This is a genomic window from Caproicibacter sp., assembly GCF_046707225.1.
Taxonomy (GTDB): Bacteria; Bacillota; Clostridia; order Oscillospirales; family Acutalibacteraceae; genus Caproicibacter.
Genome location: NZ_JBJKOP010000048.1, coordinates 1 through 13,097, shown reverse-complemented (window position 1 = coordinate 13,097; position 13,097 = coordinate 1). Strand labels below are relative to the sequence as shown.

Here is a 13,097-nt window from a genome sequence, read left to right as displayed (position 1 = left end):
TGCACTTTTGTCGCGTGACCCATCGCATATTGGCGGTTTCGTTTTTTCCGTCGGTAAAGTTCCTCTGCTTGGCACACGAATGTCTGCAAAACAAGAAAATATCCGCCATCCGCCGAAAGATTTTGTGTGGAAAAAAACCGGGAGAATCAAAAGACTCTCCCGGTGAAAAACGCGCAGCCGCAGGTTACCGGATCTTGCTGCCGGCGGGAACACCGTCGACAAAGACCACGCGCACGTCGTCTTCGCCCGCGTCGGCGGCAAGGATCATTCCCTGGCTTTCCACGCCGCAGAGCTTGGCTGGCTTCAGATTTGATACCACAATGACCGTGTGCCCGATCAGGTCTTCCGGCTTATACCACTGCGAAATACCGGAGGCAACCGTGCGTCCGCCCATGCCGTCGTCCAGCGTCAGCTTTAAAAGCTTTTTGGAACGCTTGATCGGTTCACAGGCCGTTACTTTTGCAGCCCGCAGATCCACTTTCGCGAAATCTTCGATTCCGATCTGTGCGATTCCCCCGGGCTGATCCTCCGCTTTCGTTTCCTGCGCGGCTTTTGCGTTTGCCGGGTCGGCAGGATTCGGAATCAGCTTGTTCAGTTCCTCAATCTCTTTGTCCACATCGATGCGGGGGAAAAGGGTCGCCCCTTTTTTAACGACTGCATCGGTTGGAAATTCGCCCCAGATTCCCGCTGATTCATAGGTGACGGCATCGCCGGAAACGCCGAGCTGCTCCTGAATTTTCGGGGAAGTTTCCGGCAGAAACGGCGTGAGCAGAACGGATATGATGCGGAGCGACTCGCACAGATTGTAAAGAACCGCCGCAAGGCGAGCCTTTTGACTTTCGTCTTTGCCCAGCGCCCAAGGCGCCGTTTCGTCGATATATTTGTTCGTGCGCGAAATCAGCTTCCAGATTTCCGCGAGCGCGTTTGAGAACTGGTATTTATTGATCGCCTCGTCGCACTTGCCGCGCAGGGAAAGCGCCGTGGCCTTCAGTTCTTCGTCGAGCGGAGCCGCTTCGCGTTCCGCGGGAATTTTTCCGCCGAAATACTTTTCCGCCATCGCGGTCGTGCGGGAAAGCAGGTTCCCAAGGTCGTTTGCAAGGTCGGAGTTGATGCGGCTGATCAGCGCTTCGTTCGTAAACAGGCCGTCGGCGCCGAATGGGATTTCCCGAAGCAGGAAATAGCGGATCGCGTCCACGCCGTAACGGGAGCAGAGAGTCATCGGGTCGACCACGTTGCCTTTGCTTTTGCTCATTTTGCTTCCGTCGCCGAACAGGAGCCAGCCGTGGCCGTAAATCTGTTTGGGGAGCGGAAGCTCCAGCGCCATCAGCATGGCGGGCCAGATGATGGTGTGGAAGCGGACGATTTCCTTGCCGACGAAATGAACGTCGGCGGGCCAGTATTTCCGGTAAGCGGAATCGTCGTCTGAACCGTACCCGAGCGCCGTGATGTAGTTGGTCAGCGCGTCAAGCCAGACGTATACCACATGTTTGGGGTCGAAGGTGACCGGAATGCCCCACGAAAAGCTGGTGCGGGAGACGCACAGGTCCTCAAGGCCCTGCTTGATAAAGCTGATCATTTCATTCTTGCGGCTTTCCGGCTGGATGAAATCAGGGTGTTCCTCATAGTATTTTAGAAGCGGTTCGGCGTAATTGGAAAGGCGGAAAAAATAGGCTTCCTCGCTGACGATTTTCACTTCGCGTCCGCAGTCGGGGCATTTGCCGTCTTTCAGCTGCGTCTCGGTCCAGAAAGCCTCGCAGTCCGTGCAGTACCAGCCTTTGTATTCGCCTTTGTAAATTTCGCCGCGGTCGTACAGCTCCTTAAAAATCTTCTGCACGGCTTTTACATGGTAGTCGTCCGTTGTGCGGATAAAGCGGTCGTTTGAGATATTCAGCAGTTTCCACAGATCTTTAAAAACCTGCGCCATGCGGTCCACATATTGTTTTGGCGTGACGCCTTCCTTTTCCGCTTTCTGTTCAATCTTTAAACCGTGTTCGTCCGTCCCGGTTAAAAACATCACGTCGTACCCCTGCATTCGCTTGTAGCGCGCGATGGCGTCGCTGGCCAGCGTGCAGTAGCTGTGTCCGATATGGGGCTTGCCGGACGGGTAATAGATGGGCGTCGTGATGTAAAAGGTCTTTTTCTCCATTTTTTCAGCCTCCGGGAACTTAATTTTTATTATTATACCATTCTGTGCCATAAAATAAAAGCAATTTCACTTCTTACGGAAAAACGGCGGGTTTCCCCGCCGTCACAAGCCGTTGATTGCGGCGCGCGACCGCAAAAATCAGGTTCCGTCCGAGCTGCTTTCGGACGAGCTGTTTTCGCCGTAGAGAAATTGCCGCAGAACGGTGCAGTTCTTTTCCAGATTGACCGAAACCACTTTCCCGATTCCTTTCACGGAAACGCTGTCGTCAAAGGTATTGGGAGCGGGAATCTGCTGAGTTTCAATTTTGTAGCCGGAAAGCGACGCGCCGACGGACGCAAGGTACAAAAGCTGGCTGTCGCTCAGGTTCGTTTTTACATAATTTAAATAATCGTAGATCAGTTTGTTGGCGTCGATGAGGTTCATGGATTTCATTTTTTGGATCATAAGCTCCACGACCTGCCGCTGCCGCCCCGTGCGCCCGTAGTCGTCATGACCGAATTCATCGGTAGCGTGGCGGATGCGGGCGTAATAAAGGCAGAGTTTTCCGTTTAGATGGTGGGTGATGGTTTTTTCGCCGGTGGCGGGATAAGACAGATGGCTGCCCATGTTTTCGTTTTCCGCCTGACAGGCCGCTTTGGACATCGGAACATCCAGCCCGCCCATTTTGTCAATCACGGCGGCGAAGTTATTGAAATCGACCGAAATATACTGGTCGATATTGATTCGGTAATTGTTTTCCAGCGTCTGCATGGTCAGGGCGACTCCGCCCTTCGCGTAGGCGGCATTGAGCTTGTTTTTCCCGACGGTCGGAATTTCCAGGTAGGAGTCCCGCAGAAAAGACACGAGCCGGATGCTTTTGGATTTGCTGTCGATGGACATCAGCATGTTGGTGTCCGACCGGCCGTCGGAGCCATCCTCGTTCTCATCCACGCCAAGCAGCAGAATGTTCATGACGCTGTTGTCCGACTTTACGTTCCAGGCCGGGGCGCCGCTCGGCAGCTGCACATAATTCGCCAGCTGCGAGCTGGTCACGTCGGAACGATTCAGGCGGGAGGAGAGAATATGGAAATAAATAAATGCGCCGCCGACTGCGGCCAGCGTGACAACGAGGAGCAGAGTGAATAATTTTTTCAGGCAGCCGCCCTTTTTCCGCCGCTTTCTGGTTTGCGTGCCGCGGCGTTTGGGGGAATTGCTGTAGATATCCCGGTCGACCACATTGTAGCGGTCGATTTCCTGTGTGTCCCAGGAAACATTTCGGCGAGTCGCCGGTCTGCCCGCGGCGTTTCGGCTGCCGCCGCCGGAACCGCTACGGCGGACGGGACGTCCCGTGTTTTGTCTGTTCATACTGCACCTCGCGTTCATTTCAATCAAGCCTACTTATTGTATTGCAAAGAGGAGGGGTTGTCAACGCAGAGGATTTTCGGCAGCTTTATGAAATTCCTGTGAAGATCGGGCAAAACACTGTATTTTCAATCCGCCGTTTGCTATAATAAAACGAATGGGAGGGATTGCCATGAAGCATCAGCCGGCGCCGGGAAAACCGCATGCGCTGTTTGTCCGGATTCTTGCCGGAGTCTGCGCGGTTCTGATCGCTGCCTCCGCTTTTTTTCTGGCGTTTTTTTCCTGAGGACCGGTCGCTGCGGTAATGCGGCGGACTTTTTGTTTTAACAGCCGGAGACTCCCAAATTTTGAACATACAGAGGTATCTTTTGAATGGATCAGCTGGTTACAACATTGATCAATGCCCTGCGGGGCATTCCCGCTGAACTGATTGTGTTTCTCATTTCTCTTTTGCCGTTGCTTGAGCTCAGGGGCGGCATCCTTGCGGCGGGTTTGCTGCATGTCGGAATGATCCGTGCGTTTTTTATTTGTCTGGCCGGCACGCTGCTGCCCGTCCCTTTTATTCTTCTTTTTTTCCGAAAGATTCTGGACTGGCTGCGCAACACGCGCTTTGTTCGTCTGGTGCACCGGCTGGAGGACAAGATGAACCGTAAAAGTAAACAGATTGAAAAATACAAGACGTTCGGCCTGCTGCTGTTTGTCGCGATTCCGCTGCCCGGTACCGGCGCGTGGACAGGCTCCGCCGCCGCCGCCCTGATCGGCATGAAGTTCCGGCACGCGCTGATTTCCGTGGTGCTTGGCTGCATCATCGCGGATGTGATTATGTGCCTGCTCGCCTACGGCGTTTTGGGCTCGATCCTGTAGGAAAGGAGTGATCCCCATGCAAAAAGCGGATCTTGCGGTCGTCGGGGGAGGGCCTTCCGGCATGGCCGCGGCTTTGGCTGCCGCGCGGGCCGGGGGGCGCGGGATGAGCGTCGCGGTGCTGGAAAAGAACGACCGCGTCGGAAAAAAGCTGCTGCTGACCGGCAACGGCCGCTGCAACCTGACCAACCGAAGCGCGGGAGAAAGCTCCCACTACCACGGGGACGCGGCGGCGCATCGGATTCTGAAAGACTTTTCGCCGGAACAGGCGCTTTTGCTGTTTCAAAAGCTGGGCCTGCTCTGCCGTGAACTGGACGGCGGACGGATTTATCCATACAGTCTGCAGGCGGCGTCCGTTTTGAACGTTCTGCGCAGAAATCTGGACCGCTGCGGTGTTGAGACCGTCTGTGGCTTTGATGTGAAAAGCGTTCGGAAATCAGACGGCGGATTTTTGATATCTTCCCCAGAGAGAGAGTTTTTTGCCCGGAGGCTGATTCTTGCGGCGGGCGGTTCAGCCTGCCCGCGCTCCGGCTCGGACGGCGGGGGAGCCGTGCTGGCGAAAACACTGGGCCACACCGTCGGGCCCCTTTTCCCGTCTTTGGTTCAGGTCAAAACGGACCCGGCGCGGGTGCGCCCATTAAAAGGGATTCGCTGCCCGGCTGCCGTTTCGTTCCGCGCGGAGGGGGAAATCCTGCGCGCATCCGCCGGGGAAGTCCAGTTTACGGAAAACGCGCTTTCGGGCATCTGTATTTTTGAGCTTTCCCGGTGTGTCGGCGAGATTCGAGCTCCGAAGAATGCGGAAATCCTGCTTGATTTGTTTCCGGAGTATTCGCCGGAAAAGCTGAAAGAGCTGTTGCAGACAGCCTCGGTCGGCGCGGGCGACTGGACCGTTTCGCAGCTTCTGGAGGGCTTTCTGCCCAAAGCGCTGACAATCGAGCTGTCGAAATACGCGCTGGGCGGCGCGTCGACGCCGGCCAGCCGGCTTTCGGACGAAACGCTGGACCGGCTGGTTTCGGCGGCGAAAGGCTATGCCTTCCCGGTCAGGGGGACGCTTTCGTGGGACCACGCGCAGGTAACGGCGGGCGGTGTTCCGCTCTTGGAACTGACGGAGCGGCTGGAATCCAAAAAGTGCGGGGGGCTGTATCTGTGCGGCGAGCTGCTCGACGTCGACGGCGACTGCGGGGGCTATAATCTGCACTGGGCCTGGGCCAGCGGTGTAACCGCCGGAAGGGCCGCCGCGGAATCTTTGAAAGGAGGATGACGGCAGTTGGAGGGCGAGATTCTGACCGATGTTCTGATGTTTGTGTTTACATTGTTTCTGATTTTGGTCGGCTGGCTGGCTCGGGACCATCATTCCGAGTACCCGGATACCTTCTGTGGGTATCATGTGGGGAAAATTGCCGCGAAAAGCAGAGAGGCGTGGGAGGACGCGAACCGCTGGTGCGGCGGCGCATTTTTGAAATGCGGGTCGGCCTTCCTTTTTCTGGACGCAGCCGCGGCGCTGATGTTCCGGGTGACGCGGGCGGAGGAGCGGCTTCCTGCCCTCCCCGTCAGCTATCTGATGGCGGTGATATTGGTTCCGACGGCTTTGTCCATCGTTTGGACGGAGCGGCGGCTCAAGCAGAAATACAACCCGGACGGCACGCTGAAATAAGGAGAATCTGCGATGAACTGTGCTTATTATATTGTTGACGCGTTTACGGACAGCGTCTTTCAGGGAAATCCCGCCGGGGTTTGTGTCCTGAATGAATTCCCGGAGCGGAAGCTCATGCAGAGCATCGCGGCGGAAAACAATCTGTCCGAAACCGCGTTTGTGGTTCGGCGGGATGCGTATTATGAGATTAAGTGGTTTACCCCGGCCGAAGAAGTTGACCTTTGCGGCCACGCAACGCTTGGCTCTTCCTATGTGGTTTCACATTTTGTTGAGCCGGGAAGCAAAAAAATCGAGTTTCACTCCCAAAGCGGAACCTTATCGGTAGAGTGCAGTGACGATGTGTTTACACTGGATTTTCCCACACGTTCCCCAAAACCGGTTGAAACACCGAAGAATCTCGCGCGGATTCTTGGTGCCGATGTGCGGGAAACACTTTTGTCGCGTGACCTGGTCGTTCTGCTGGATTCCGAACAGCAGGTGCGTGACCTTACACCGGATTTTTCCGGTATGAAGGAGCTTAAGGACGGGATGGGAATTCTGGTGACAGCAAAGGGCGAGCGTGTGGATTTTGTGTCGCGCTGCTTCTTCCCGGTTTTTGGAGTTCAGGAAGACCCCGTGACCGGTTCGGCACATTGTAGTTTGATTCCATATTGGGCAGAGCGCCTTGGAAAAACAAAGATGAAAGCGGCGCAGCTCTCCGCGCGGGGCGGTCTGCTCGACTGTGAACTGTGCGGGGATCGCGTAAAAATCGGCGGGAAAGCCGCTTTGTATCTGACAGGAGAGATTTCAATTTGATTTATCGCATTTCAGAACTTCGTTTGGAACTGGGCGGGTCGGAGGATGAACTGAACGCGCAGGCCGCGAAGCGCCTGCGCGTTTCAACAGAGGAAATCCGCTCGATGAGCCTGTGTAAAAAATCCGTAGATGCGCGCAAAAAGAGCGACGTCCATTTCATCTGCACCGTGGAGGCCGACTGTCCGTCGGCCCGAATGCCCAAAGACCGGCGTGTGACAAAGGCCGAGCCGTACCGGTACCGTCTGCCGGCTTGCCGCCCTCTGGAACAGCGGCCCGTGGTGGTTGGATTCGGTCCCGCCGGAATGTTTGCCGCGCTGATTCTGGCGCAGGCGGGGCAGCGTCCCGTTGTGCTGGAGCGCGGTTCCCGCGTGGAGGAACGGCAGAAGCAGGTTTCCGCTTTCTGGAACAGCGGAATTTTAAATCCGGAGTGCAACGTCCAATTCGGCGAGGGCGGCGCGGGAACCTTTTCCGACGGAAAGCTGAACACCGGCACGAAAGACCCGCGGATCCGCAAGGTGCTGGAGGAATTTGCCGGCGCGGGTGCCCCGCCGGAAATCCTGTATGAAGCGAAGCCGCATATCGGCACCGATCGGCTGCCGCAGACGGTTCGTGGAATCCGGCAGAAGATTCTCTCCCTAGGCGGCGAAATCCGGTTCGACACACAGATGACCGCTCTGCTGAAAAGGAACGGCCGTGTTTCCGGCGTGGAATTCCGAACAAAGGGCGGCGCGCCGGAGCGGATGGAGACCGGCCATGTCGTGCTGGCGGTCGGGCACAGCGCGCGGGATACGTTCGAAGAACTGCTCGCCGCCGGTGTCCCGATGGAACCGAAGCCTTTCGCCGTGGGCGCGCGGATCGAACACCCGCAGAGCCTGATCGACTCCGCGCAGTACGGGGCTGCCGCGGGGCACCCGGCGCTTGGGGCGGCGGATTACAAATTGGCGGTTCATCTGGAAAACGGTCGGGGAGTATACACGTTCTGCATGTGTCCGGGCGGCCAGGTCGTGGCGGCGGCCAGTGAGGATGGCCGCCTGGTGACAAACGGGATGAGCCGTTTTGGCCGCGACGGGCAAAACGCCAACGCCGCCCTGCTGGTCGGTGTTACCCCGGCGGATTTCGGAGGGGAAGGCCCGCTCGCGGGGGTACAATTTCAGCGCATGCTGGAGGAGGCCGCGTTCCGGCTGGGCGGCGGCGATTACCGCGCCCCCGTTCAGCGGGTGGAGGATTTTCTGGAGCGCCGCGCTTCTTCCCGGCTTGGAGACGTTGTTCCGACTTATCGCCCGGGAGTGGCACCCTGCTTGCTGGACGGCTGTCTGCCGCCTTTTCTTGCGGACTCCATGCGCGAAGGAATCCGGCGAATGGACGCCCGTCTGCACGGCTTTGCCATGCCGGACGCGGTTTTGACGGCGGTGGAAAGCCGTTCTTCGTCCCCGGTGCGCATCCTGCGCGGGGACGACGGGCAGTCGCCCGTCCTTTCCGGCTTGTATCCCTGCGGAGAGGGCGCGGGCTACGCGGGCGGCATCGTTTCCGCCGCGGTGGACGGAATCCGGTGCGCGGAGCGGGTGCTCGGCGGATAACACAGCAATGGGGCTTGCGGAAAAAGGCCGGCGGGGAAATTTTCCCGCCGGCCTTTATGCTTTTTCCGGTTCTCCCGGCAGATTCCGGATTCTGCCCATGATCATTTCATCCACGTAGGTCCCGTTCCGGATGGCGGCTTTCTGCTTTGTGCCCTCTGCCTCAAACCCCATCTTTTTGTAAAGGCGGATCGCCCGGTCGTTGTCCGTGTAAACGCCGAGCTCGACCCGCACCAGCATCAGCCAGTTGTCCGCCACATCCAGAACGGTCTTCATCAGGGCTTCGCCGATCCCCTGATTTTGATAATCCCTATGTACCATAATGCCAAGCCCGGCGGAGTGGCGCAGCCGCGGGTTTGCGCTGATGTTCAGACCTACCATGCCGATTATTTTTTCTGTTCCGTTATCCTCCGTTACGGCGACGAATTCATGGCTGTTTGGTCCCATTGCCGCAATAAAATTCTCAGTCTTTTGAATCCGTTCAGACGGAAGCGCAAGCATGTTGTAAAAAACCTCCGGCATCCTGCGCATTTCGTTGATTCCCTCGGCGTCTTCCTTCCGCACGGGCCTGATATCAAAATTCCGCATAAAAATCCCTCCTGATTCCGTTTTATTGAAAAAAGCCCGACAAAATCAGGCTTTTAGTAAGCTTACAAACCATTCCGCCTCCGGCATTGGGGCCGAGGGGAAGCAGACGGAATTTTCCGCGGCGTTTTCAATCGCGGAAAAATAGCACAGCGCCAGCGCCAGGGGGTCGCCCTGACGGATTTCTCCGGTTTCCTGCCCGGCTTTGACAGTCGGGACAAGTTTTTTCGCGAAGTCCATTTCCCGGACCGTTTCCTTCATTTCCTCCGTCAGGTAATCGGCATAGAGAGCCTGCTTCGCAAGCAAAAAGGCCTTGGCCGTCGCGGGGGAAACCGCGAAATAAGACAGCGCGCTTTCCGCAATTTGGCGAAAAACTTCAATCGGACCCAGGGAAAGGCGAAGGTATTCCTCCATCATCCGGATGCCGTCGAGCGCGGTTTTCAGGTGCTCCAAATAGAGCTGTTCCTTTGTGTCGTAATAGTGGAACAGCAATCCGGAGCTGATTCCCAGCGCGCGGGAGATTTCGCGCGTGCTGGTTCCCGTGTAGCCGTGCCGGATAAAGAGGTCCAGACTTTTGTCCAGAATCTCTCTGCGCCTGCCTTCTTCCTGCTTTTGCCGCAGGGTCATTCGCATTGTCCTCCTTCCGGGGCTGGAGATCTTCTTAATATTTGAAACAGCATAGCAGATTTAACAAATCCTGTCAATCCGGGATATTTCTGCAAATCCTGTGAGTTTGAATTACAAATCGAAAATAATTGCAAATTTCTCTTCCTATTAAAAAAGGACTATGCTACAATAATCTGTAAAAAGAGAAGACGGGAAGTGTTCCTCGTGGAGTTTTCCAAACGGATGCGCCACTTTGAAACCGGTGTTTTTTCCGCGCTGGCGCAAATGAAACAGGAAAAACTTGCAAAGGGAGAAGCGGTGATTGATTTCAGTATCGGATCGCCGAATATTCCCCCGGCGCAGCACATTATAGACGCCTTGGCGGAGGGAGTCAAAGACAGAACCAATTACGAATATGCCATTACCGACAGCTCGGAATTGCGGCGGGCCGTCTGCGTCTGGTACCGCAGAAGATACGGGGTGGAGCTGGACGCGGAAACGGAGGTTGTGTCGCTGCTGGGCTCGCAGGACGGGCTGGCGCATCTCTCGCTTGCCGTTGTGGACCCGGGCGACCTTGTGCTGGTGCCGGACCCCGGGTACCCGATTTTCGGGGACGGGCCGCTTCTGGCGGGAGCCGAGCTGTACCGCATGCCGCAGGAAGAGAAAAACGGGTGGATCATCGACCTGAAAACCGTGCCGGAACAGATCGCCCGCCGCGCCAGATTTATGATCGTATCCTATCCGAACAATCCTGTGACCAGTATCGCGCCGTCTTCCTTTTACCGGGAGCTGGTGGATTTCGCGAAGGCCTATGAGGTGATTGTTCTGCACGACAATGCGTACAGCGAGCTGGCGTTCGACGGGGCAAAGTGCGGCAGCTTTTTGCAGACCCCCGGCGCGAAGGATGTCGGAATCGAGTTCAACTCGCTTTCCAAAACCTATGGCCTGGCCGGAGCCAGAATCGGCTTTGCCCTTGGCAACTGGGAAGTGATATCGGCCCTGAAAGCGCTGAAATCCAATCTGGACTACGGGATGTTCCTTCCGATACAAAAGGCCGCGGCGGCGGCCTTGACCGGACCGCAGGACTGTGTGGAGCAGACACGCGCGGCTTACGAGCAAAGAAGAAATGTGCTGGTGGAGGGATTGAACGCGATCGGCTGGAGGATGAAAAAACCTGCGGCGACCATGTTTGTCTGGGCGAAGATTCCCTCGCCTTACACCGACAGCGCCGTGTTCGTAAAAGAGCTTTTTCAAAAGACCGGAGTACTGGTGACGCCCGGTTCGGCATTTGGGCCGTCCGGCGAGGGATATGTCCGCATGGCGCTGGTGCGGAGCGAAGAAGAAATGCGCGAAGCGATCCGTGCGATCGAACAGAGCGGAATCCTGAAGAATTTTTCATAGCCCGATCAAAACGGCCGGAGCAATTGCTCCGGCCGTTTTTTGTCTAGGGGCGAATGACGAGCCCCAGATAACGGGAAAGCTCGCACGCCTGCAAAGAAGTGACGACGGCGCCGCGCAGCTCCGGTCCGGAAACCGCTAGACCGTCGATCTCATCGCCGGTCAAATCGATTCCGGCAAGCGGCGTGTGCAGAAACTCGGCTTTTTGCAGGCCGCAGTTTGAAAACGTAACGCCTTTCAGCGTGCAGTCCTGCATGTCGCCGTTCTCCATGCCGCAGTCCAGAAACCGCACCTGTTTCAGCTTTGAGCTTGCAAGACCGACCCAGTCCGCCTTGCATCCCCGGAAGACAACGTTTTCCCACAGCGCGCGGGAAAAATCCGCGCCGACCAGCTTGCAGTTTTGAAACTCGACGCGGCGGAACAGGCTTTCGGACAGGACCGCGTTCGAAAAATCACACGATTCGAAGATAACGTCGATAAAAGACAGCTTTTCCGCCCGGCAGCCAGTGAAGCGGCAGCCCGAAAACCGGCATCCGCGGAAATCGACGCCGGCGAATTCGGCGCCCGCGGCGGATTGCCCGGAAAAGTACAGTCCGGAACACGCCAACTCTTCCAGAGAGGCCTTTAAGATCATCTGCGCCATATTTTCCGCGGCGGTTGTAGAGTCCGGCAAATTCGGGGAATCCGGTTTCATTCCTAAGCTTCCTTTCCTCTTAGAACTTGTTCCAGTTTAGCAGAAGCCATCGGCGGTGTAAAGAGCATTCGTTCATAAATTGCCGCTGACGGCTCATACTAAGCGGTGAAAAAGGAGGGGTGCTTTTTGTTTCCCGAAAAAGTTTATTACGAGCCGGACGCGCTGTCCTATGACTTGGGGAAGGTGCTGAGGGAAAAATACGGCGGGTCGCCGTGGATTCCGATCGAAAGCCATAATAAAATAGACGAGCTGAGAACACAGCCGAATTCCGCGTTTAGGGACTTGAAACGCCTTTTGATCGTCGGGGTCAGGAAAACGCATCGATACGTCCCGAATACCAAAACCTCCGATTTTCTGGTTCCGTACACATCCTCCGGGTGCAGCGCGTCCTGCCTGTACTGCTATCTGGTCTGCAATTACAATAAATGCGCCTACCTGCGCCTTTTTGTCAACCGGGAAGAAATGCTGGACAAACTGGAAAAAACAGCCCGGAAGTCGGAAACAGACCTTACGTTTGAAATCGGAAGCAACAGCGACCTTGTGCTGGAAAACACAATCACACATAATCTGGAATGGACCATAGAGCACTTTGCCGCTCAGGAAAAGGGTTTCCTTACTTTCCCGACAAAATTCAATATGGTCGGGCCTCTTCTGCCGCTTGAACACCGCGGACGGGTGGTGTTCCGGATGAGCGTGAACCCGCGGGAAATCATTCGGACGATTGAACTGGGAACCTCGCCGCTGGAACAGCGCGTGGAAGCGCTGAACCAAATGGCTGAAGCGGGATACCGAATCGGAATGCTGATCGCGCCGATTATCCTGGTTGAAAACTGGAAGCCGCAGTATCTGGAGCTTCTAGATTTTCTGGAAGCGAAGCTCTCCGACCGGGTGAAGCGCAGCGTTGGGATTGAAGTGATTTTTATGACTTACAGCTATGTTCACCGCGCCATCAATACCGAGGCGTTTCCCAAAGGCTCCGACCTGTATGACCCCGAGAGGATGACGGGCCGGGGCAGAGGAAAGTACTGTTATCGTCCGGACGTCAGAAACGAAGCGGAAGCTTTTTTAAGGAAGGAAATAGAGAAGCGGTTCGGGGCAAAGTCGATTCTTTATATTGTTTGAAGCGGTCAATCCGGTTGGATCGGTTTGAAAAACGGGGACATTATTTCAGAAATATCGGACAGGAATTCTCAAAATATCTCGAAAAGGGATTGACAATCTCAAATGATTTGGTATAATAAATCTTGCTGTTCCAAACAAGATTTTGCGGAATTGTGTAAAGGTAGCACGACAGACTCTGACTCTGTTTGTGAGGGTTCGAATCCTTCTTCCGCAGCCAGGCTCCGTTTTCGGGGCCGTATTTTTCGAGGTGTGGCTCAGCTTGGTAGAGCGCTACGTTCGGGACGTAGAGGCCGCTGGTTCGAATCCAGTCACCTCGACCAA

The 13,097-nt window shown here is 55.9% G+C and carries 12 protein-coding genes and 2 tRNA genes; 9 read left to right on the top strand and 5 right to left on the bottom strand.

Annotated elements, in window-relative coordinates:
• Positions 1 to 184: 184 nt before the first annotated feature.
• Positions 185 to 2,146 (bottom strand): methionine--tRNA ligase, encoded by a 1,962-nt coding sequence (metG, locus tag ACLQ3M_RS13535; RefSeq protein ID WP_411678219.1) that lies wholly within the window; start codon positions 2,144 to 2,146, stop codon positions 185 to 187.
• A gap of 138 nt (positions 2,147 to 2,284) precedes the next feature.
• Entirely contained in the window at positions 2,285 to 3,490 is a 1,206-nt protein-coding gene (locus ACLQ3M_RS13530; protein WP_411678218.1) for an LCP family protein, read from the bottom strand.
• A gap of 369 nt (positions 3,491 to 3,859) precedes the next feature.
• On the opposite strand from ACLQ3M_RS13530, the gene ACLQ3M_RS13525 reads away from it, so the two are divergent.
• From ACLQ3M_RS13525 to ACLQ3M_RS13505, 5 genes are read left to right on the top strand one after another with little or no spacing between them, the layout of a single operon-like run.
• The gene (locus ACLQ3M_RS13525; RefSeq protein WP_411678217.1) at positions 3,860 to 4,351 is read left to right on the top strand and encodes a COG2426 family protein; all 492 of its coding nucleotides are present in this window, start codon (positions 3,860 to 3,862) and stop codon (positions 4,349 to 4,351) included.
• A 16-nt stretch (positions 4,352 to 4,367) separates the two neighbouring features.
• A complete protein-coding gene (locus ACLQ3M_RS13520) occupies positions 4,368 to 5,609 on the top strand; it encodes an NAD(P)/FAD-dependent oxidoreductase (RefSeq protein ID WP_411678216.1) in 1,242 nt (413 codons plus the stop codon).
• Between the two features lie 6 nt (positions 5,610 to 5,615).
• Complete coding sequence (locus tag ACLQ3M_RS13515; RefSeq protein WP_411678215.1) at positions 5,616 to 6,002, top strand: hypothetical protein; 387 nt, start codon at positions 5,616 to 5,618, stop codon at positions 6,000 to 6,002.
• Positions 6,003 to 6,014: 12 nt separating this feature from the next.
• Positions 6,015 to 6,797 carry a PhzF family phenazine biosynthesis protein gene (locus ACLQ3M_RS13510; protein ID WP_411678214.1) on the top strand — a complete coding sequence of 261 codons (783 nt, stop codon included), beginning with the start codon at positions 6,015 to 6,017 and terminating at the stop codon, positions 6,795 to 6,797.
• Positions 6,797 to 8,374, top strand: coding sequence for an NAD(P)/FAD-dependent oxidoreductase (locus ACLQ3M_RS13505; protein ID WP_411678267.1), 1,578 nt, complete (start codon positions 6,797 to 6,799; stop codon positions 8,372 to 8,374). Before ACLQ3M_RS13510 ends, ACLQ3M_RS13505 begins: the two co-directional genes overlap by 1 nt.
• Positions 8,375 to 8,428: 54 nt before the next feature.
• Here ACLQ3M_RS13505 and ACLQ3M_RS13500 read toward each other — a convergent pair whose 3' ends face one another.
• Positions 8,429 to 8,959 (bottom strand): GNAT family N-acetyltransferase, encoded by a 531-nt coding sequence (locus ACLQ3M_RS13500; protein ID WP_411678213.1) that lies wholly within the window; start codon positions 8,957 to 8,959, stop codon positions 8,429 to 8,431.
• Positions 8,960 to 9,004: 45 nt separating this feature from the next.
• On the bottom strand, positions 9,005 to 9,583 hold the full coding sequence (locus ACLQ3M_RS13495) for a TetR/AcrR family transcriptional regulator (RefSeq protein WP_411678212.1): 579 nt from the start codon (positions 9,581 to 9,583) through the stop codon (positions 9,005 to 9,007).
• A gap of 204 nt (positions 9,584 to 9,787) precedes the next feature.
• Here ACLQ3M_RS13495 and ACLQ3M_RS13490 point away from each other — a divergent pair, with 204 nt between their 5' ends.
• Positions 9,788 to 10,963 (top strand): aminotransferase class I/II-fold pyridoxal phosphate-dependent enzyme, encoded by a 1,176-nt coding sequence (locus ACLQ3M_RS13490; protein ID WP_411678211.1) that lies wholly within the window; start codon positions 9,788 to 9,790, stop codon positions 10,961 to 10,963.
• Between the two features lie 43 nt (positions 10,964 to 11,006).
• Here the strand turns inward: ACLQ3M_RS13490 and ACLQ3M_RS13485 are convergent, their stop codons facing one another.
• Complete coding sequence (locus tag ACLQ3M_RS13485) at positions 11,007 to 11,654, bottom strand: pentapeptide repeat-containing protein (protein ID WP_411678210.1); 648 nt, start codon at positions 11,652 to 11,654, stop codon at positions 11,007 to 11,009.
• A 126-nt stretch (positions 11,655 to 11,780) separates the two neighbouring features.
• On the opposite strand from ACLQ3M_RS13485, the gene ACLQ3M_RS13480 reads away from it, so the two are divergent.
• The 3 genes from ACLQ3M_RS13480 to ACLQ3M_RS13470 all read left to right on the top strand — a co-directional run bounded on the left by ACLQ3M_RS13480 (position 11,781) and on the right by ACLQ3M_RS13470 (position 13,096).
• Positions 11,781 to 12,776, top strand: coding sequence for a radical SAM protein (locus tag ACLQ3M_RS13480; protein ID WP_411678209.1), 996 nt, complete (start codon positions 11,781 to 11,783; stop codon positions 12,774 to 12,776).
• A 143-nt stretch (positions 12,777 to 12,919) separates the two neighbouring features.
• A tRNA-Gln gene (locus ACLQ3M_RS13475) sits at positions 12,920 to 12,993 on the top strand.
• Positions 12,994 to 13,019: 26 nt separating this feature from the next.
• Positions 13,020 to 13,096: transfer RNA gene (locus ACLQ3M_RS13470), tRNA-Pro, on the top strand.
• Position 13,097: the final 1 nt, after the last annotated feature.

Coding starts and splice junctions, on each gene's coding strand:
- metG (WP_411678219.1), bottom strand. CDS start 2,146: ATGGAGAAAAAGACCTTTTACATCACGACGCCCATCTATTACCCGTCC.
- ACLQ3M_RS13530 (WP_411678218.1), bottom strand. CDS start 3,490: ATGAACAGACAAAACACGGGACGTCCCGTCCGCCGTAGCGGTTCCGGC.
- ACLQ3M_RS13525 (WP_411678217.1), top strand. CDS start 3,860: ATGGATCAGCTGGTTACAACATTGATCAATGCCCTGCGGGGCATTCCC.
- ACLQ3M_RS13520 (WP_411678216.1), top strand. CDS start 4,368: ATGCAAAAAGCGGATCTTGCGGTCGTCGGGGGAGGGCCTTCCGGCATG.
- ACLQ3M_RS13510 (WP_411678214.1), top strand. CDS start 6,015: ATGAACTGTGCTTATTATATTGTTGACGCGTTTACGGACAGCGTCTTT.
- ACLQ3M_RS13500 (WP_411678213.1), bottom strand. CDS start 8,959: ATGCGGAATTTTGATATCAGGCCCGTGCGGAAGGAAGACGCCGAGGGA.
- ACLQ3M_RS13495 (WP_411678212.1), bottom strand. CDS start 9,583: ATGACCCTGCGGCAAAAGCAGGAAGAAGGCAGGCGCAGAGAGATTCTG.
- ACLQ3M_RS13485 (WP_411678210.1), bottom strand. CDS start 11,654: ATGAAACCGGATTCCCCGAATTTGCCGGACTCTACAACCGCCGCGGAA.